Below are 21,052 nucleotides of genomic sequence, written 5' to 3'. Positions count from 1 at the left end.
CAGCTCTAACCCGGCTGTGGTCAGTGTGAGCAACAGCACGGGCAAGTGGCTGGCCACTATTGTATCGGCCGGTACGGCCAACATCACCGCTTCACAGGCGGCCAGCCCCAGCTACCGGGCAGCTACCGATGTAGTGCAGGCTCAGGTGGTGAAGGCGGCACCTATAAATGGATACAAGCCCCTTCCCGGTAAGATAGAGGCAGAGAGTTATGATGCCATACAGGGCGTTGCCCTGGACGGTTCAACGGACACAGGGGGTGGACAATATGTAGGCTGGCTGGACCCAAATGACTGGATGGATTATAATGTTACTGTAGCCTCTACCGGTACATATACGTTCCGGGTGCGTGTAGCTGGACAAGGTGGGCGCATGGAATTGCGAACAGCTACAGGTCAGGTAATAAAGGCTGTTGATATTCCGGCTACAGGGGGCTGGCAAACCTGGCTCACAACCAGTATACCAATATCGTTATCAGGAGGAAGTCAGACAATACGTATTCATATAGTTCAGGGAGGCTGGAATCTCAACTGGTTTGAAGTAGCGACTCCTGATAGCTACCCTGAGCCGATCCAATCTGTCATTACCTTCGGTGCTTTAGCCGATAAGACCGTAGGCGATGCGGCCTTTGAACTGGTAGCCACCAGTAACAACACTGATACACCGATTACCTTTAGTTCATCCAATTCGGGCGTAGTATCGGTGAGCAACAGCACCGGCAAGTGGATGGCCACGGTGGTGGCCGCGGGTACCGCCAATATCACGGCTTCGCAGGCAGGCAGCACCAACTACAAGCCGGCGGCTGATGTGGTGCGGGTTCAAACGGTTAACCCCGCTACGGCGTATAGGCCTCTACCCGGAAAAATCGAAGCTGAAAGCTTTGATGCGATGCAGGGTATAGCCGCCGAGAGCACTGCTGATGAAGGCGGTGGCCAGAATGTAGGTTGGACCGATGCCGGTGACTGGCTGGATTACCATGTTAATGTAGCGTCGACAAATAACTATATTCTCCGGTTGAGGGTAGCGGGTTTTGGCGGACAAATTCAGTTCCGGACGGCTAATGGCGTTGTCATTAAAACGGTTGATTTGCCGACAACGGGAGGCTGGCAAGCCTGGACGACAATAAACACAGGAATTTCGCTGTCGGCGGGGAACCAGACCCTGCGAATCCATATCAGTCAGAGTGGATTCAACCTGAACTGGTTTGAGGTGGTTAATGAGGGTAGTGTGCAATCGGTCATTCAATTTGGAGCCCTGGCGGAGAGAACCGCTGGAGAGCCACCATTTACCTTAGTAGCTACCAGTAATAATACGGAGACGCCCATTACGTTTAGTTCTTCCAATCAGGCGGTGGTTTCTGTTGCCAATTCGAATGGTCAGTGGCGGGCAACACCGCTGGCGGCCGGAACCGCCACTATCACCGCTTCACAAGCCGGTAACGCAACCTTCAAGGCGGCTACCGATGTGGTACAGACCCAGGTGGTGAAGCCGGCTCCTGAGCTTATTCAGTCTGTCATTACTTTTAATGCCCTACCGGAGAAGGCCGCAGGGGATCCTCCCTACGCCCTGGTAGCAAGCAGCAATAATCCGGAAACACCGATTACGTTTTCCTCTTCGAATCCGGGTGTTGTCTCTGTATCCAACGCCAGCGGCAGTTGGATAGCAACACCCGTAGCCATGGGTACCGCTACCATTACTGCTTCACAAGCTGGTAACGGCAAGTACAGAGCAGCTGCGGACGTGATGCAAACTCAGGTGGTGAAGGCTGGTCAGGCTAAACCCATACCGGGCCGGATTGAAGCTGAACGTTACGATGCGATGCAGGGTATTCTGACGGAAAATACTGGAGATGTTGCCGGCGGAGGGCAGAATGTGGGCTGGACCGATGCCAATGACTGGCTGGATTACAATGTCAACGTGGCGGCAACGGGCACCTACACACTTAATATCCGGGCGGCTGGCTACGGGGGACGAATTGAATTCAGGACGGCTACCGGAGAAGTGTTGAAGGCTATTGACATGCCCATCACCGAAAACTGGCAAACCTACACGACGCTGACGACCACTATTTCCCTGAATGCCGGTACCCAGATTGTCCGCATTTTCTCGGTTGCCGGACTTTGGAATCTTAACTGGTTTGAAATCTACAATCCGGCCAATACGCCGGGGGCAACGCAGGCGGTGATCAGTTTCAATGCGCTTCCTGCAAAAAATGCTGGTGAAGCAGCTTATGAACTAACAGCTACCAGTACTAATCTGGAAATGCCTATCACCTACACCTCTTCGAATCCGGCGGTAGTTTCCCTGTCGTACTCAGGCGTGACCTGGAAAGCTACCCCCCTTACGGCCGGTACGGCTGTTATTACAGCTTCACAGGCTGGCAATACAAAGTACACCGCGGCTGCCAGCATAGCCCAAACTCAGGTAGTAAATCCCAACCCTACATCGTTCAAACCGATTCCCGGCCGGGTCGAGGCCGAACGTTATGATGCAATGCAGGGTATTACGCTGTCACCCACAACGGATGCCGGCGGGGGACTTCTCGTCGGATGGATTGACCCAAATGACTGGATTGATTATAACATTGAGGTAGCTTCAGCAGCTACATACACATTCCGGATGCGGGTAGCGGGTTTTGGCGGACAAATTCAGCTGCGCAAGGTTAGCGGTGAGGTTATAAATACAATCGATATACCTGCTACTGGTGGCTGGGAGACCTGGACGACATTCGGTACGCCGGTGTCTCTGCCCGCTGGTCGGCAGATCCTACGCATTCATGCCGTAAGTGGTCAGTGGAACTTCAACTGGTTCGAAGCCGTAACCGAAGGCACTCCCTCGGCTAACCTGGAATCAGTTATTACGTTCAATCCGCTGCCGGTTAAAACAATAGGGGACGTGCCTTTTGATCTGACGGCTACCAGCACCAATCCTGAAACTCCAATTACCTATTTTTCGTCGAATGAAGGAGTAATATCGGTGTCAAACAGTAGCGGCAATTGGATGGCCACCGTGGTCGGTGTGGGTACTGCTCAGATTACTGCTTCGCAGGCTGGAAACATCCGCTACAAGCCGGCTGCCGATGTGATGCAGACTCAGGTCGTGAACAATCCGGCCCCTCCGGCAGGGCAAAAGATTCCGGTGAGTGCCCACCGCTGGTATCAGCTTAACAGTACGACCAATACGTTAGCCGGATTTTTTGACGGCAATACCGATGTGGGCGTGCAGGTGCAGGGGACTAAGGTAGTAGATAATTACGAGGCCTATTATCCGCTGCTCGATGGGGAGGAGATCACCCTGTCGGCCATTAAGTTCTTCGACGGTTACGGCTATGATCCGGGTAAACCTGTAACGCTGTCCATCATCGATGCACAATGGAACCGCATACCGGTGGCTACGTTTACTGGTGTAACTTATGGCTGGACCGGACCGGACCCCAATAAACTGACAGTTTTTGACCTGAACACGCCCATCAGTGGTGCCCGGTATCTGGTGCTGAACATGTGGAACCTGTACCCGACGGAGATTGAGTTCTACGGCATCTACAAAGCGCCCACCAATCCGCCCACACCAGCTCCGGCCAAGCCTGTGCGGCTCAAGGATATGTTTGGTGTCAACGTCTACGAGTGGAACTTTCAGGATGGGAATACACCCTGGCAGATCAACGAAGCCAAAATGGGTGTGATCAAAAATTTCACCGGCATTCGCCATTACATGGACTGGGAACGCATAGAGACCAATGAAGGCTTTTACACCTTTAACCCGACGCAGAGCGGAGGTTGGCACTACGACGCCATCTACGAGCGCTGCAAAGCCGAAGGCATTGAAGTGCTGGCTGACCTGAAGACCCTGCCCGGCTGGTTGCTCGATACCTATCCGGATGGACAACGAAATCCGACTGGGGTACCAGTGCGTTACGGCAAAGACTATGCTGATCCCCGCTCTTATATTGAGCAGGCCAAAGTGGGCTTTCAGTACATCGCCCGCTATGGCAGCAATCCCAACGTAGATCCTAGCCTGTTGAAATTAGCCAATGGTAATACGCTCAAAATAGGCATGGGCGTGGTCAAGTACATTGAGTGCGACAATGAGCGGGACAAGTGGTGGGAAGGCCGGCCTGCCTACCAGACCGCCCGCGAATATGCCGCCAACCTGTCGGCCTTCTACGATGGTCACAAAAACAGCATGGGACCAGCCGTGGGTGTTAAAAATGCTGACCCCTCCGTGCAGGTGGTCATCGCCGGTATCTGCACCAGCAAAGATTACGTGAAGGGCATGATCGACTGGTGCAAAGAGCACCGGGGCTACCGGGCTGACGGCAGCGTGAATGTCTGCTGGGATGTGATCAACTACCACTACTATACCTTTAGCAGCGTTGACAGTCGGGGCTCTGCTCCGGAACTTTCCCCGGCGGGACAAGATGCCAAAGGCTATGTGCAGGTGGCTCATGAGCAGCTCAGAGGCATGCCGGTGTGGATTACCGAAGCCGGCTACGATGTTCATCAGGGTAGCCCGCTCAAGGCGATTCCCATCGGCAGCAAATCAGCTCTGGAGACGCAGGCCGACTGGATCCTGCGCACGGCCCTGCTCTACGCCCGCAATGGCATCGACAAGCTGTTCTTCTACCAACTCTACGATGACAACAGCAACTCGGCCAGTCAGTATGCCTCGTCAGGCCTGGCCAATGAGGGTAGCTTCAGTCGTCGTCCGGCGGCTGATTACCTCTATCAGGTCAACAAGCTGTTTGGGGAGTACCGCTACCAGCAGACCTTGTCGAGTGATCCTTTAGTGGACCGCTACAGCTACAATGGGCAGTCGCTGTACGTGTTGATGATCCCTGATGAGAAAGGCCGTACCGGAGAGTACACGCTGGATCTGGGTAATGCAGCAAGTGCGACCATCTACAAGCCCAAGGTAGGCAGTGATGCCATGGAGGTGCAGCAGGTACAGACCCAGGGGGGAAAGCTGAAGGTAGCCGTCACCGAAACACCTGTGTTTGTCATGTCGGGCCTTCCGCCCGCCCGGGTGGGTGTGGCGCAGGAAACAAGTGCTTTAAGTACTCTGCAGGTGTACCCCAACCCAACGGTAGGGCAGGTAAATATCAGTTTCCAGAATGATCAGCAGACACCAGTGCAGATACGGGTGCTGGATGCGGCTTTGGGTCGGGTCTATAGGCAGGTTAGCGCAGAAAAGCTTACTCCTGGCTTTAATACCAGTATTGATGTATCTGCTTTACCAACCGGGCTCTACATTGTGGAAGTAAGCCAGGGAGTGCATAAAGTATTCCGGAAAATTGTTAAAGTGCAGTAGTATTTTTGAATCTTTAAGAATTGAGAAGGCTGTGGTAGATCCGTGGCCTTCTCTGTTTTTATGCTACTGTTGTAACCGTTGAAGACTTGGTTATAAATAATTAAAACAAGCTTAAAGCAGGTACATATGTCTTTTTATGTGTTGTGAGCTTGGATGTGAACCCATACATTTGCCAAATTTTGTTATTTAACGGTAAAAAAATAGCCAATGTATTCACAGTGGCTAACTGTTTTATAGCCTATTCGTTTTGCCCCTTTTTACAACAGATCATATTACCTGCACGTAGCTTATTAATTCATGTTCTTTATGATGAGACCTTTATTAACCAGTCTTCTGGTTTTAGGTACTTTTTTCTTCTTTATCCAACAGGAAGCATACAGCACACCGAGCGATAACAAACGGAATGCTGCAACGGGATCGAAATTTTCATCTTCAATTAAAATTGGGCGAGCTCCCTTTACAGGCGCTTTGTTGAATAGACCCTTACCGGGCCGTATCGAAGCCGAAGCCTATGACATGATGCACGGCATCGGCACCGAAGGGACGGCAGATACCGGCGGAGGGCAGAATGTGGGCTGGACCGACGCCGGAGATTGGGTGGACTATAAGGTTGATGTTGTAGCGGGGGTATATACGCTGAATCTACGGGTAGCCGGCTCTGGCGGACAGGTGCAGTTGCAAACAGCCTCCGGCAACGTACTGACCACCGTTAAATTGCCAACAACGGGTGGCTGGCAAACCTGGACCACCGTCAGCACTACAGTATCATTGCCGGCCGGTAGCCAGACCCTGCGGCTTTACATCGTCAACGGCGGCTGGAACCTCAACTGGTTTGAGGTAGTGGCCGGATCAAATCCGCCAGCTGTTTCAGGCAGGTCGCTGCCGGGTCGCATCGAGGCCGAAAATTATGAGGCTATGCAGGGAGTCGGCAATGAAGGGACCTCTGATTCGGGTGGTGGACAGAATGTAGGCTGGACCGACACCGGCGACTGGATGGACTATGCCGTTGATGTGGCAGCGGCTGGTAGCTACACGTTAAACCTAAGGGTAGCGGGTTTTGGCGGACAGGTGCAACTGCGTACGGCTTCCGGTCAGATGCTGGCTACCGTAGACATGCCTACGACCGGCGGCTGGCAAACCTGGGCAACTATTAGCAAAGAGATATCTCTATCGGCTGGTAGTCAGACGCTGCGGCTTTATATCGTCAACGGTGGCTGGAATATTAACTGGTTTGAAGTAGTGAGCGGGGGCAATCCTGCTGCCTCGCTTGAATCGGTCATCACGTTCGTTCCGCTTTCCGAGAGAAAAACCGGCGATGCTGCTTTTGAATTGACAGCCAGCAGTACCAATACGGAAATGCCGATTACCTTCCGGTCGTCTAACGACGGCATTGTTGCCGTTTCCAACGCTAGCGGGAAGTGGATGGCTACGGTAGTCGGGGCCGGTACGGCCACCATCACTGCATCGCAGGCGGGCAATACCCGGTATAAGCCGGCTGCCGATGCTATACAGACGCAGGTGATCAGGGGCCCGGCTCCTAAAGCACTGCCGGGACGCATCGAAGCTGAACACTACAGCGCCATGCAGGGGATTGGCGTGCAGGGAACAGAAGATACCGGCGGGGGGCAGAATGTGGGTTGGACCGATGCCGGCGACTGGATGGATTATTATGTGGATGTCGCTGCCGCCGTAAATTATACCCTGAATGTACGGGTGGCAGGTTTTGGCGGACAGATACAGCTACGCACCGCTACCGGTGAGGTGCTGAAAACTATTTCCCTGCCTAACACGGGCGGCTGGCAAACCTGGACCACCATTAGCACTCCGGTTGCGCTGAAGGCAGGTAGCCAGACCCTGCGCCTTGAGGTGGTCAGTGGGAACTGGAACATCAACTGGTTTGAGGTGACCGGGGGTGGGAGCCCGTCGGCTTCGCAGGAATCGGTGATCAGCTTTGGGGCTCTGCCGGGCCGAACTGTCGGCGGTGCCGCTTTTGAGCTGGTGGCTTCCAGTACTAATCCTGAAATACCCATAAGGTTTTCTTCGTCTAATCCGGGTATCGTATCGGTCTCTAACGTCAGTGGTACCTGGAAGGCAACGCCCTTAGCAGTTGGTACGGCGAGTATTATTGCTTCTCAGGCTGGTAATAACACGTATAAGCCAGCGGTTGATGTCGCGCAGGCGCAGGTAGTCGGTCAAACGGCGGCCAAACCCCTGCCGGGCCGGATTGAAGCGGAGCATTATGATGCCATGCAGGGCATCTTAACCGAGAATACCGGGGATGCCGGTGGAGGGCAGAACGTGGGTTGGGTAGATTCGAATGACTGGATGGAGTACCGGGTCAATGTGGCAGCTGCGGGTACCTATACCTTCAGCGTGCGGGGGTCCGGGTATGGCGGACGCATTCAGTTGCAGACCGGAGCGGGTGAGATACTGAAAATTATCGACATGCCCGACACTGGCGGCTGGCAAACCTGGACCACACTTAGCACAACCCTAACGTTGAAGGCAGGAGAACAAACCCTTCGAATCTTCTGCGTTAATCCTAACTGGAACCTTAACTGGTTTGAAGTGGTCAATCCGCAGGCACCGTCGGCTACCCTGGAATCGATTATCTCCTTTGTCCCACTGGCGGATAAGACTGTAGGTGAGGCTTCTTTTATCTTGACGGCTACAAGTAGCAATACCGAGATGCCCATTACCTATACCTCCTCCAACCCAGCGGTGGTATCGGTTGCCTTTTCCAGCGGAAGTTGGCGGGCAACTCCCCTGACTGCCGGAACGGCCAACATTACGGCTTCGCAGGAGGGAAACAGCCGGTACAAACCCGCAACTAGTGTCGTACGGGTCCAGACGGTAAAACCCGCACCAGGTTCGTTTAAGCCGCTGCCGGGACGCATTGAAGCCGAAAGTTTTGATGCCATGCAGGGCATTGCTACCGAAAATACGGGAGATGCGGGGGGCGGTCAGAACATCGGCTGGATTGATACAGGAGACTGGTTCGACTATAATGTTAACGTTGCTGCTGCCGGCACATATACTTTTAACATGCGGGTAGCCGGGTTTGGCGGACAGGCCCAGCTCAGAACGGTTTCGGGTGAGGTATTAAAAACCATTGATCTGCCTGTTACCGGCGGCTGGCAAACCTGGACTACTACCAGTACCACCGTCAATCTGCCGGCGGGTAACCAGACGCTGCGGTTGTATGTAACGGCCAGTATGTGGAATTTTAACTGGTTTGAGGCTGCCAACGAAGGAACGGGTCCGGCCTGGCAGGAGTCGGTGATTACCTTCGCGCCTTTGCCAAATAAAGCCATTGGGGATGTACCGTTTGCCCTGGGAGCCACCAGCACCAATAGAGAAACCCCTATTACCTACGTTTCTTCCAATCCGGGAGTGATCTCCGTCTCTAACAGCAGCGGCAAATGGATAGCCACGGTCGTTGGCATAGGAACGGCTACCATTACGGCTTCGCAGGCCGGCAATATTCACTTTAAACCGGCTGCCGCTGTAACGCAGACCCAGGTGGTAAGCAATCCGGCTGCACCAAGTAACGGCCAAAAAATACCGATTGACGCTCAGCGCTGGTACCAGCTTAACACAAACACCAATACGCTGGCCGGGTTCTTCGATGGTAACGCGGATGTAGGCGTTCAGATCCAGGGTAGTAAAGTGGTGGATAATTACGAAGCGTACTACCCGCTGCTCGATGGGGAGGAGATCACCCTGTCGGCCATTAAGTTCTTCGACGGCTACGGCTATGATCCGGGTAAGCCTATGACCCTGTCCATCATCGACGCGCAATGGAACCGTATTCCGGTAGCTACGTTTACCGGTGTGACCTACGGCTGGACGGGACCTGATCCCAACCAGGTGACTACGTTCGATTTGAAGACTCCTATTCATAATGCCCGGTATCTGGTGCTGAACATGTGGAACCTGTACCCGACGGAGATTGAGTTCTACGGCACCTACAAAGCGCCCACCAATCCGCCTACGCCGGCTCCGGCCAAACCCGTGCGGCTCAAGGATATGTTTGGTGTCAACGTCTACGAGTGGAACTTTCAGGATGGGAATACACCCTGGCAGCTTAGTGAGCCGAAACTAAATGTGATCAAGAATTTCACCGGCGTTCGCCACTACATGGACTGGGATCGGATCGAGCCGTCAGAGGGAGTCTACACCTTTAACCCGACGCAAAGTGGCGGCTGGAACTTCGATGCCATCTACGAGCGCTGCAAAGCCGAAGGCATTGAGGTGCTGGCTGACCTGAAGACTCTGCCCGGCTGGCTGGTAAATACCTACCCGGATGGGCAGAAAAATCCTTTGGGTGTACCGGTACGCTACGGCAAAGACTATGCTGATCCCCGCTCTTATATTGAGCAGGCCAAAGTGGGCTTTCAGTACATCGCCCGCTATGGCAGCAATCCCAACGTAGACCGCAGCTTGCTGAAGGTTGCAGGGAGTAATACCCTGAAAGTGGGTATGGGCGTGGTCAAGTACATTGAGTGCGACAATGAGCGGGACAAGTGGTGGGAAGGCCGGCCTGCCTACCAGACCGCCCGCGAATATGCCGCCAACCTGTCGGCCTTCTACGACGGCCACAAAAACAGCATGGGACCAGCCGTGGGTGTTAAAAATGCTGATCCCTCCGTGCAGGTGGTCATCGCCGGTATCTGCACCAGCAAAGATTACGTGAAGGGTATGATCGACTGGTGCAAAGAGCACCGGGGCTACCGGGCTGACGGCAGCGTGAATGTCTGCTGGGATGTGATCAACTACCACTACTATACCTTTAGCAGCGTTGACAGTCGGGGCTCTGCTCCGGAACTTTCCCCGGCGGGACAAGATGCCAAAGGCTATGTGCAGGTGGCTCATGAGCAGCTCAGAGGCATGCCGGTGTGGATTACCGAAGCCGGCTACGATGTTCATCAGAGCAGCCCGCTTAAAGCGATTCCTATCGGCAGCAAATCAGCTCTGGAGACGCAGGCTGACTGGATCCTGCGCACGGCCCTGCTCTACGCCCGCAATGGCATCGACAAGCTGTTCTTCTACCAACTCTACGATGACAACAGCAACTCGGCCAGTCAGTATGCCTCGTCAGGCCTGGCCAATGAGGGTAGCTTCAGTCGTCGTCCGGCGGCTGATTACCTCTATCAGGTCAACAAGCTGTTTGGGGAGTACCGCTACCAGCAGACCTTGTCGAGTGATCCTTTAGTGGACCGCTACAGCTACAATGGGCAGTCGCTGTACGTGTTGATGATCCCTGATGAGAAAGGCCGTACCGGAGAGTACACGCTGGATCTGGGTAATGCAGCGAGTGGGACTATCTACAAGCCAAAGGCGGGCAGTGATGCCATGGAGGTGCAGCAGGTACAGACCCAAGGGGGTAAGGTGAAGGTAGCTGTCACGGAGACACCGGTATTTGTCATGTCGGGCCTTCCGCCCGCTCGGGTGGGGGCCACGCAGGAATCGAGTGGTTTAAGCGCTGTACAGGTGTACCCCAACCCAACAGCAGCCCAGGTCAATATCAGTTTCCAGAATGAGCAGCAGACTGAGGTGCAGATACGGGTGCTGGATGCGGCTTTGGGCCGTATTTCCCAGCAAGTTAGCGTTGCCAAGACCGCAACGGCTTTCAGTACGAGCCTGAATATCGCTTCGCTGCCGGCTGGCCTCTACCTTGTGGAGGTAAAACAGGGGGCTGAGCGGGTTACCCGCAAAGTACTAAAGGTGAACTAAGGCTGTCTTTAAAAGCTTGAAAAGCCCGGCAGGCTGGTAATTTCTCCAGCCTGCCGGGCTTTTTGCCTGATGGGAATTCGGGTAAAAGCTAGCGCAGCCGCATAAAGTGGATATCGTAGTTGTAACGGATCTGGCGGTATATGTCCCGCACCAGCGAAATAGCCGGGTGATTGCTCTGCGTCCATTTGCTGCGGGTCATGGTACTGGGCTCGGCCTCGTTGTTGCGCTGGAAGAACAGGTTCTGGTAATCGTTGTAAAACAAGCCCTTCCCTTTATTCTGAATAAACGAGATGCACATTTGGTACTCGGTCCGGTCTCCTTTGAGTCCTTCGGCATACCGGCCGAATTTTTGGAAAAAGGTACTCCGTCTGAGGTGCGGATGGTCGCTGTAAAAGTAAATCTTCTTGTAATTGGCCGACCAGGGGGAAATCTGCATCTCAGAAAACCCCTTACCTACGGGTTTCAGGTATGGGTAAGGGAAGTAAGCGTAAAACCGGACAATATCCAGCTCCGGATTGGTCTGCATGAACTCCAGCGCGGTCTGGAAATGGACCGCAAAGTTGGCCGCCGGCTCAAAGTCCTCCTGCACGTATAGGGTGTATGGCGTCCGGACGGCGTCCTGTCCTTTATTCAAATTGTTGCCCAAACCCTTGTTCTTAGGGGTTGTAACCAGCCGGAAGGGAATTACGGTTTGCAGTTGCTTTACCCGGTTCAGGTGTTCGGGCCGGCTGCCGTCATCCGAAACCACAATGTCTTCAAACGAGCAGTTCAGTTTCTGGTAGCTCCTCAGCAGGTGTTCGAGCGAGCCGCTCCGGTTATAGTGGGTGACCAGCAGGGTAACACCGGCAAAATGATTCAACTGCGTATTCATGAGGTGCGTACAGTTTTTCCATTGAGTTATGTCTATGCTTACAGCGATGTCGGGCGGAGGCTCAGACGCAATTGACGAAGCTCCTTCTGCACCCGTTTGCTGAAGGCTCTCAGCACGCCACCGTCTTTCACCAGCAGCCGGTCGCTCGACCATACCCTGGCGTTGTGCGTTACCCGCTTCAGTTTTCCTTTGGCCTGCAGGGTCATGGCCATCCAGCCGTCTTCGCTGGCTTCGTCGTTGTTATCGTTGGTAAAGCCGCGCTTAAAGTTGGTGTTGAAGCCGCCAACCTCCAGCGCATCCTGCCGCCGGAACGCAAAGTTGAAGCCCATGACATTCACGCATTCCCACCCTTTCCAGCGTCGCCATGCAAACACTACACTGGCGGCCGTTTCGTGCAGCAGCAGCGCCCAGCGCGGGTTTACGGCACTCGGTAGAAAAGAATACGTGCCATATGTACAGACAATAGCCGGGTTGGCCAGTGGCTTCACCAGCGCATCGAGCCAGCCAGGTGGATACATACAGTCGCAGTCGGCGTTTACCACATAGCGGCCTTTGGCAGCCTCCAGACCCGCCTGCCGCGCAAAGCCGATCCCCTGCTGCGTAACCAGCACCGAGCGTACCCCACAGGCATCCAGCAGGGCTTGGGTCTGGTCCCTGGAGTTGTTGTTGGCGATAATGAGTTCCGTACGGTAGCGGGTTTGCTGACCGGCCAGTGACGAGAGCAGATTCAGAATCTTCTTTTCTTCGTTATACGCCGGCACTACAATCGATACCTCCGGGTCATCTACCCTAAACTGCGCTAACCGGGTACGCAGGTCATCAGTCAGCGCGGGGTCGGGTTGCTCCGGCGAGTAACTGAAGCGATGCCGGGCAAGCCACGCAGGTACTAGTTCCATAGGCGTTCAGGCTCGCTTGAGGACCTTCGACCGGAAGACATTCTTAGAAATATCCCAGCAGGCGCTGGCCGTGTCGCGGACTTCCTGCCACATGGTTTTCTTCGGAAAGAACTCATCCGCCCATTGCAGCTTCCACTGGCCGCTAAAGTACTTCAGGATTTCCGGGTCGGTCGGGTTCACCACAAATTCAAAATCGTCCTGCCACTCAATCCGGATCGTCATCAGATTGGGGTGAGTGCGTTCCACAATTTTGAAGCCGATGGAGTGCTTCGGCAGGTAATCCTGCACCAGCTCCATCATATTGTAGGTCACGGAAAAATTGACCTTTGTTTTATCGACTAGGTACAGCACGTTCTGGTGCTCATGCAGCAGCCATTTATGCGATTCTTTGGCAAACAGGTATTCGCCCAGCAGCGAAGGCGTTTCAATCAAGCCGCGCCTGGCTACGCGGAACTGCTCTTTCAAAAAACGGACAGGGTCCTCTACGTGCTCCAGTACCTGGCAGCAGATAACGTAGTCGAATTCCTTGTCTTTAAACGGCAGGTTTTCGCCGTCGGCTTCCATAAACTGCTGTCCCCGCAGCACCTTTATATCCCCGTTTCGGTGGTAATTGGAGTCAATAAACTTATCAACCACAACATTAGAGCGGGGGTGCGGATTATGCCCTCCGCCTACTTCAAGTACCCGATCCCGAGAGCCAATAGCCAGATCGAACCGGCTTTTAGGATTCCTGAGTTTCATAACGATATTATCAAAGAGTAAAAATCAAAAATGATGAAAAAGTCCTTTATTGTCTATTTATTGCGGGAATCCTTATCAAAAGGAACCGCGCAGATTCTTCAGCTCCGCCAGTGAGTATTTATAGCGCAGCGTTAGCAGTGAATACACCATGCCGCCAATGGCAATCTGGGTAATGGTGTTGAACAGACCGTCGTACCCGACCGTGTTTTTATAGATGGCAATGGCCAGCACCATCAGCAGGCAGAATGTAACGGTTTTCAGTGAGTTCTCATAGAATTGTTTGAAGAAGTTGCCGATCAGCGAATACGCTACCGTCAGGTTCAGCGAGAACGTAATGAAGGTCGCGATCAGATACGCCAGGGCAATGTAAGTCACGTGTCCCTGCTGTCCCAGGAAATACACCAGCGGGGTTTTGATAAGCAGCACGACTACGTTGATGTAAAAGAGCAGATTGGGCTTGCCTTTTGAATACACCAGCAGAAAAATAGGGTGGCTCAAACAGTTGAAAATACTGACAAAGACAAAGATCTTGATCAGCGGAAAGGTTTCTTCCCAACCGGGTCCGTAGATCAGCGGAATAACGCTCTCGGCCGTGATGAATAAACCGGCCAGCAGGGGCAGGTTAAAGTAGCATAACACATCCAGGATTTTGATGTAGGCCCTGCGCAGATCCGAATCGCTGTCTTTCATTTTGGCCACAATGGGCGAAGCCACCTGAAGAATGATGGGATTCAGTTTGTTGATGGGGAAAACGGCCAGTTGGTACGCAACCGTATAAAAGCCAAGGGCCTTCACGCCCAGCAGATTCCCGATCAACAGATTATCCAGGTTGCTCTGTACATAATAGACCACCCCTTCCCCGATATTGAAGATACCAAACCGCAGGTGCTCCCGGATGATAGAGAACTTGAAATAGAGCCTGGGAAAAAACAGCTTCCGGCCGAAAAATACCTGCAGCGATGTCCGTAGGACCTGGGTCGTTAGGCCACCAAATACCAGGGAATATTCCTCGAAACCCCTATAGGCCAGGGTAATGGTTAGGGCTGTTCCCGTAACGCTGCTTGCTATTTCGGTGATCGTGATCTCCTTAAACTTCAGTTCTTTTTGCAGAAGAGACGAGTAAATCTGCCCGAAATACATGATCAGGAAGACCGAAGAGGAAATTTTTATAACGTGGTCGAGCCGGGGTTCATGGTAAAACTGTACAACCAGCGGGGCGCTGAAGAAAATAATAAAGAAGAAAAGGACGCCCAGCAAAATATTGACCAAATATAACGTAGACAGTACCTGCTTGTCGTTCTCCTGTTTATAAATAATGGAGGTGGTGAAACCCAGGTTGGCAAATAAGGCAAAGAAATTAATAATCAGCGTACTTACGCTGATTAGTCCGAATACCGCCGGATCTAAAAGCCGGGCAAGCACGGCAATTTGCAGGAACTGAAGTCCCGTTGCAATCCCGGTCGAGATTGTGGTCCACTTCGTGCCGATAATTGCCTTTTTGGTGTTACTCATTCTCACTAAGCTGGTATACAAGCCGGGGATATAACCCGGCTAAGCGTTAAAATTCTTCCGACAAATAGCTAAAGACATCGTCGGGTGTCTTTGCGTGCAAAATCAGGGCGTTCGACAGTCTCGGAAAGTAGTTGGTATATTCATCGAAAACGCTCTCCAGTCCTCCGTTCGACAAAATGATGTTCTTACCACCGAAATAGCTGGCTAGGGCTGCCGTGCCCCCGTGTACCGATACAAATCGGTCGCAGTTGGCGTACACCATCAATTGGAGGTGATTGAAGCTGTTAACTTTCGATTTAAACTTTGTAAACAGATCGTTCAGCAGGATAACCTCCGGATGTGCTCTTTGCAGCCAGGGGTACTCGTTAAGGTCAAGAATCTCGCTATTGTCCTGAACAATGTGGTTGGGCAGCGGCCGGTTATAAATAATCTGGTATTTATGTTTGTTCAGGTTGATAATCCGGTCCAGCGTCGGAATGTCCAGAAAATTTGTTGGTTCCTGGTTCCACTCAATATTGTATTTGTTGGCAATGATCAGAATGGGTTTATCAAAAACAAATAAAGTATTTTTATACTGCTCCTTCAGGGGCGGTGCAATCCACTTTTTGAACGTCTTCTTGATGCTGTGGTTTATGTTCGGAAAGTTGTAGTTGTTATACGTAAAATCCCACCGTCTTTCGGCGTACCGTTCTTCATGGTCAGGGCTGAAAAAATACAGCTCGTTGGTGCCTTTGCAGGAAATGGTTTTTTCTAACGTTCCGTTCAGGTAATGCCAGTAGGCAAATGGCAGCACATGGGTAATTTCGTTCTGAAACTCCCCCTGGTAATCGATTACTTTATAATGCTTTTTGATAAAGTAATCGCGCAGCAAATACCGGACCTGATATAGCCTGTTGAAGTAGTTGTCCCGGAGAAAATACCGATACTCCCGTTTTACCTGCCGGTAATTCAGGGCAACGTAAACAGACAACATTTTTAACACTATACCTTTCATTCAACTACTACTTAATATGTTTTTCGGGTTGAGTCTTGTCACTTTAAAGCCATTATGAAATTGTGGTTATTCCATAAAGATTAGCTGAGAGCTGTTTTTGACGAACCGGTATTTGAGGTAAAACCACCTCAGGAACAACACTACCGGTTGTTTACTTTGCCGCCAGTTGGGCCGGTAACTAGCCGTACTTGGCTCTACGCTTGAGTTGCTATGGTCAAACAGCGTGGTGTATTCATCAAAGAATAAACCCTGTCCTTTCTTCCGCAGGAACCTCAGGCTCATTTGCAATTCCGTGACATCTACATTTTTCCCTTCGACATAGCGCCCAAATTTTTTCAGGAAGTTACTCCGTCTGAGGTGCGGATGGTCGCTGTAACAGTAAAATTTGAGATGGTTGGCGTAAAATGGATTCTGCTTAAAGGTCATTTTAGAAAATCCTTTGCCATACGGTTTCAGGTAGGGGTATTTCAGGTACCCGTAAAACCGGATGATATCAAGGCTGTCATCCTCCCTTATAAACTGCAATGCGTTCTGAAAGTGTTGCGGAAAATCATCCTTCGGGACAAAATCCTCCTGTACATATAGGGTATACGCTGTTTTGACGGCGTCCTGCCCCTTGTTGATGTTATTACCCAGGCCCCGGTTTTCAGGAGCGGTAATCAACCGAAAGGCGTAGCGTTGCTGAAGCTCCTTTAGGGCATTCAGGTGTTCGGGTTTACTGCAGTCGTCAGAGACAACGATGTCTTCAAACCGGCAGTGCTGTTGAGCAAATCGTTCCAGAAGTCGTTCCAGAGAGCCGCTCCGGTTGTAATGGGTAATCAATAAAGTTACGTCTTCAAAGAAGTAGCTTTTCATACTCGTATCTGGCGGGAATGGTTATGGGATAGTTTTGTACTGTACTCAGTATCAATTACAATAATTGGGTATTCAATAATTCATCGTTCAGAATGATGGTGTTTTCTCCTTTCTGTAAAAACGTGTATGTTTTAAAAGCTTCATGGATTGCGTTAAAGAATGTCTGGCCACATCCAGGCAGCATAAAGTCGTGTAGTTCAATAACGATCATTTTGGTTCTGGGCAGCCAATTCATATAGTTCTCGCTAAATAGCTGTTTCTCTGCTGTTTCAATATCAAGTTTCAGCAAATCGATGGTGTTAAGCTGAAACTCAGTTACAATACTGTCAATCGTTACGGTTTCGGTTACGTCAGCCCGTTGCCGGTTATCCGTATCGGTAAGTTCTTCAATTACAATGCCCCATTTGCCCCGGTTGTATTTATCGACGGCTCTGGTAAATACCTGTCTGGGCCACAGACCAGCATGCTTGACAAATACATTTTGGTACCGGCTGGTATTGGCCGTCAGTAACCTGAAGTTGTCGCTATCCGGTTCAATACTGACTACGGTGGCATCTGGAAACCGATTCTTGAAATAAATGGTTGCCAGACCAATATTGGCTCCTCCATCGATGATAAACGTCGGTGTAAACCGAAAGTCTAAATTGTATTCATCAAATAAGAAGATCTGTTCAAACGTTGGTACGTCCGAGGTATCCGGTCGTAACGCAATCGGGTGTTTAACCGTCGGAATACTCACGTTGAAACACCTGCCCGTTTTTACTTTGTATGCTGCGGTCATGCCGCTCACCAGACCAAATTCCCGAGTATATCGGCTTATGGTTCGTAAGGTACCTGCCATTGAAGTTTTCCTTAAATGACTTCTGCTGCCTGTCTACTTACGTACATAATTCAGCCGTTCCCTACTAAGGACGGGCTGTCCGTTTACCCCTGTTCCGGCGACAGGAATTTGCGCCGGAAGTTGAGGAGCCGCCTGGTTTGATTCAGGCTTATCACTGCATCTTCCTGATTTGGATCTTCGATATAATCATCTTCTACCTTGTTCAATACGGTCAGTATCGGGTGCGATGCAATTTTCTTATACATTTCCAGCAGTTGCCGTTCCGTGCGAGCCCAAACCAGGTTAGCATCCACAACGAGCAACGATACGTAGCTCTTGTTAAGCAGGTTTACCGGGATAGGACTGCTGGTTAAGGAAGGCAGCTCCAGAATAATCAGATCATACGAGGCTGCATCAAAGTTTTCCTGTTCGTCGATCAGGTACCTCAGATCATTGATATTCATAAAGTTCGGGCGCAGCATATAGGGAAGAAACGTCACCCCGTTTTGCTCGGCTACTTTCTGCGGACTGGTATAATCCGGGTAGCAGTAGGCTACGCGCTGACCGGCTTCACCGTACAGGCGGGCCAGCCCACTGGCGATCCAGGTTTTGCCTTGCCGGGAACGTACGCTGAACAAGGTAATCACCGGCGGGTGAGGTTTTGCTGTGGCCTGCACAATCTCGATGTTAATCGCACTACAGAGCTGCTCAAACATGCTGATGACGGCCCGGTTTGCCTTGGCGTCGGGAGCGCCCATCTTGATCAGGGGGAACAGGGCGGTTACCGGCCGGCCAATAATCATTTCGGCCTGCTCCGGCGAGCTGATGCGCCGGTCGAGCAGGAAACGAATGGCCGTAATGAGCAGGGCCAGGAAAAGGCCGATACCAATTGCCAGCGCCAGAAACAGCCAGCGCTTCGAGCCTTTGGCCGTTGGGAAGTCAGGCGCGTCAAGTACGGTTAGGGCTCCGTCGATGGAGATGTCTTTGCGGTGAGTCAGGGCCTGATTCAGACTTTGCGTGGCCGTGAGGTATTCCTTTTCGGCTACACTCAGGTCCCGGTTGAGCTGGCGGAGCTGAGAGGCAAGCGGGCTATACTCCTCCGTTTTAGCCTCGTATTCGCCCAGACGCTTTTTGTAAAGTTCCAGTCGGGCCGCCGATTCTTCGAACGCAAGTACCTTGGTCAACCATTCATTGAGGATAGTTTCCTGCGGAATGGCGTCCTGCGAGTCACCGGCCATGTAATACTTGCGGGCGGTTGACTTCAGTTCTTCAGATGCCCGGTCTACGTTAGCCTGTAAGTTGGCCACTACGCCTTCGGTGCTGCCGTACGCCTTGGCATTGATGAGTTTATTTTCGGCTTCGGTTAATTCCGTCTGCTTTTTCTTGAGTTCATCACTGGCGGCCAGCAGGTCACCGCGCTGCCCCATACGGCGGTTAAGCGCATCCATGGCTGCCTTAGCCGCTTTGTTGCGCATGAGTTCCTGGTTGTACTCGCTGGTCAGCGTTTCGCGGGATTGCGTTACATTTTTCGCGTCTTCGTCAAAGTTCAGCACTTTGTGCTTCACGCTGAACGACTGGAGACTCTGTTCGGCTTCTGCCAGCCGCTGTTTGGCCTTCTGGGTCTCCCCTTCGTAGTAATCCACTACCGACGTAGCCTCAGTGGTTTTTAAGGCCGTATAACGGGTATTTAAAATTTTGATGGCCAGATTAAGTGTTTGCTGCGCTACGGCCGGATCGTCGGCTTCATACTCCATAATCAGCATATCGCTTAGTTTTTTACGCGTACCTTTCAGCTTCCCGCTGAGCCGGTCAATGGAGTAATATGACGTGGATTTATTCAGCAGGCTTTTGATCGGGTTGTCCACTTCAGCCCTCGACAGGCTGTCGACTTTGTGGTAGGTATAGTCGGCGCTACCCCCGGCCAGCAGCGAGAAGTACAACTCAGATGGAATGGCTTTCTGGAGCTTCTGAAAGCCTGGGGCCGCCAGCACCATGCTGTCTGGTTGCTGCAGCTGCAGGTGCTGGGTAAGCAGACTAACGGCAATCTGATGCAGCGTCTCTTTGGAGTTCAGCGTCGTCAGCAGGTTATCAAACGCATTGTCGACGTTCGTGTATGTATTTTTCTGATCCGAAAGCAAGGTGTATCCTGAGGCCAGACCGGTATACAGCGTAGCCTGCGATTGATATACTTTCGGTTCGTTACGGGTAAAGAAAAACACAGTAATCAGCGTAACACCCGGTAGTATCAGAAACCAAAGGGCATTTTGCTTGAGAATACGTAAAAAAAGATGTGGTGTCATGCCAGAAATTAATTTCGTTTTAGCTGGTAAAGAGGTACCCCTACCAACGCTTCCAGTTGATACGCGAATTTCAGAAACTCGCCTTTCGCCATCTCTACGGCGGCTTTAATCTCGGTATGACGATTGCTGTTAACGGCCATGGCTTCCGGGGTGATCCGGCCCAGCTGAAGCTCTGCCTCGGCAATGCGGTAAGCCGTCAGCGACGTCTGTTCGTCGGCGATCCGGAGTTTCAATACCCGTTGGGCCGTCAGCAGGTCCTGGTACAGGTTGATCAGTTCGCGTTTCAGTTGCAACTCAACGGATTCCCGCTGGTGAATGGCCGCCTTGTAATTCGATTGCGCTTGGTTGATCAGTTGCCGGCGGCCTAGTACGTCATACAGGTTTACGTTCAGACCAACACCGGCCCGGTAGCCATTGGCAATCTGCCCGATCTGATCACCACCATAAGCCGTCGTGGAGAATATAGCCTGGTTCCCAACCGAGTAGTTGACAAAACCGGTGGCATTTTCCAGGATCTTCAGTTTCGATAACCGGTATACCTGATCCAGGGAGTTGACCTGCTCGTTGCCTATCTTCACCATCGGAGAATAGGTAATGGCCAGCGTATATAAATCCTCGAACGGCATTAACTGGGTAGCTATGTCTTCCTGCAGCAGCAGCGTATCATTGGGAATAATGCTCATCTTGCCGGACGGGGCTGTTCGGTGGATACCCGGCCTTTGTCCGTAACCCCCATAAGCCAGCAGCAGTCCAACGCAAATAAGCATCAGACGGGAGCAGACCGGACGTAAAAAAATAGTAATGTTGTGTGTCATTGTTAAAACGCAACTAAAAGGTGGTTGTCGTTCGGTATAGCTTTCGGGGATTTTTTCCAGTCAGGCCGGCATTACCCGAAAACTATATGAACATACTCGATACATCCTGTTTTTGTTATAGGCACATACGTTCAAGTATAACAACCGGTCTATATCAAATTTAAACATTAACTTGGTTCTTATACTTTTACAGTGGCAAAGAACTTA

At 51.8% G+C, this 21,052-nt stretch carries 11 protein-coding genes; 2 read left to right on the top strand and 9 right to left on the bottom strand.

All coding sequences use genetic code 11. The annotated features are described in order from the left end of the window. Positions 1-25 precede the first annotated feature (25 nt). Both ABD949_RS04350 and ABD949_RS04345 read left to right on the top strand, forming a co-directional pair. A complete protein-coding gene (locus ABD949_RS04350; protein WP_345240950.1) occupies positions 26-5,305 on the top strand; it encodes a carbohydrate-binding protein in 5,280 nt (1,759 codons plus the stop codon). Between the two features lie 471 nt (positions 5,306-5,776). Continuing rightward, the gene (locus ABD949_RS04345; protein ID WP_345240948.1) at positions 5,777-11,041 is read left to right on the top strand and encodes a carbohydrate-binding protein; all 5,265 of its coding nucleotides are present in this window, start codon (positions 5,777-5,779) and stop codon (positions 11,039-11,041) included. Between the two features lie 88 nt (positions 11,042-11,129). Here ABD949_RS04345 and ABD949_RS04340 read toward each other — a convergent pair whose 3' ends face one another. The 9 genes from ABD949_RS04340 to ABD949_RS04300 form a co-directional block, all read right to left on the bottom strand. Beyond that, positions 11,130-11,912 (bottom strand): glycosyltransferase family A protein, encoded by a 783-nt coding sequence (locus ABD949_RS04340; protein ID WP_345240946.1) that lies wholly within the window; start codon positions 11,910-11,912, stop codon positions 11,130-11,132. A 38-nt stretch (positions 11,913-11,950) separates the two neighbouring features. Further along, positions 11,951-12,808 carry a glycosyltransferase family 2 protein gene (locus ABD949_RS04335; RefSeq protein ID WP_345240943.1) on the bottom strand — a complete coding sequence of 286 codons (858 nt, stop codon included), beginning with the start codon at positions 12,806-12,808 and terminating at the stop codon, positions 11,951-11,953. Between the two features lie 6 nt (positions 12,809-12,814). Then, entirely contained in the window at positions 12,815-13,549 is a 735-nt protein-coding gene (locus ABD949_RS04330; RefSeq protein ID WP_345240941.1) for a class I SAM-dependent methyltransferase, read from the bottom strand. Positions 13,550-13,624: 75 nt separating this feature from the next. Continuing rightward, positions 13,625-15,061, bottom strand: a complete 1,437-nt coding sequence (locus ABD949_RS04325) for an MOP flippase family protein (protein ID WP_345240939.1) — start codon at positions 15,059-15,061, stop codon at positions 13,625-13,627. Positions 15,062-15,107: 46 nt separating this feature from the next. Beyond that, the gene (locus tag ABD949_RS04320) at positions 15,108-16,034 is read right to left on the bottom strand and encodes a hypothetical protein (RefSeq protein WP_345240938.1); all 927 of its coding nucleotides are present in this window, start codon (positions 16,032-16,034) and stop codon (positions 15,108-15,110) included. An 87-nt stretch (positions 16,035-16,121) separates the two neighbouring features. Then, positions 16,122-16,910 carry a glycosyltransferase family 2 protein gene (locus ABD949_RS04315; RefSeq protein WP_345240936.1) on the bottom strand — a complete coding sequence of 263 codons (789 nt, stop codon included), beginning with the start codon at positions 16,908-16,910 and terminating at the stop codon, positions 16,122-16,124. Positions 16,911-16,965: 55 nt separating this feature from the next. Continuing rightward, complete coding sequence (locus ABD949_RS04310) at positions 16,966-17,751, bottom strand: FkbM family methyltransferase (RefSeq protein ID WP_345240934.1); 786 nt, start codon at positions 17,749-17,751, stop codon at positions 16,966-16,968. Between the two features lie 83 nt (positions 17,752-17,834). Next, a complete protein-coding gene (locus ABD949_RS04305) occupies positions 17,835-20,030 on the bottom strand; it encodes a GumC family protein (RefSeq protein WP_345240932.1) in 2,196 nt (731 codons plus the stop codon). A gap of 8 nt (positions 20,031-20,038) precedes the next feature. Continuing rightward, the gene (locus tag ABD949_RS04300) at positions 20,039-20,845 is read right to left on the bottom strand and encodes a TolC family protein (protein ID WP_345240930.1); all 807 of its coding nucleotides are present in this window, start codon (positions 20,843-20,845) and stop codon (positions 20,039-20,041) included. Positions 20,846-21,052: the final 207 nt, after the last annotated feature.

This window comes from Nibrella saemangeumensis (assembly GCF_039541915.1).
Lineage (GTDB): Bacteria > Bacteroidota > Bacteroidia > Cytophagales > Spirosomataceae > Nibrella > Nibrella saemangeumensis.
Note: the sequence above shows the minus strand (reverse complement) of the source record. Positions and strands in the feature narration are given on the sequence as shown.

Bases quoted from the DNA above. Each gene is read 5' to 3' on its own strand.
- ABD949_RS04340 (WP_345240946.1), bottom strand. From the start codon at position 11,912: ATGAATACGCAGTTGAATCATTTTGCCGGTGTTACCCTGCTGGTCACC.
- ABD949_RS04335 (WP_345240943.1), bottom strand. From the start codon at position 12,808: ATGGAACTAGTACCTGCGTGGCTTGCCCGGCATCGCTTCAGTTACTCG.
- ABD949_RS04330 (WP_345240941.1), bottom strand. From the start codon at position 13,549: ATGAAACTCAGGAATCCTAAAAGCCGGTTCGATCTGGCTATTGGCTCT.
- ABD949_RS04325 (WP_345240939.1), bottom strand. From the start codon at position 15,061: ATGAGTAACACCAAAAAGGCAATTATCGGCACGAAGTGGACCACAATC.
- ABD949_RS04320 (WP_345240938.1), bottom strand. From the start codon at position 16,034: ATGTTGTCTGTTTACGTTGCCCTGAATTACCGGCAGGTAAAACGGGAG.
- ABD949_RS04315 (WP_345240936.1), bottom strand. From the start codon at position 16,910: ATGAAAAGCTACTTCTTTGAAGACGTAACTTTATTGATTACCCATTAC.
- ABD949_RS04310 (WP_345240934.1), bottom strand. From the start codon at position 17,751: ATGGCAGGTACCTTACGAACCATAAGCCGATATACTCGGGAATTTGGT.
- ABD949_RS04305 (WP_345240932.1), bottom strand. From the start codon at position 20,030: ATGACACCACATCTTTTTTTACGTATTCTCAAGCAAAATGCCCTTTGG.
- ABD949_RS04300 (WP_345240930.1), bottom strand. From the start codon at position 20,845: ATGACACACAACATTACTATTTTTTTACGTCCGGTCTGCTCCCGTCTG.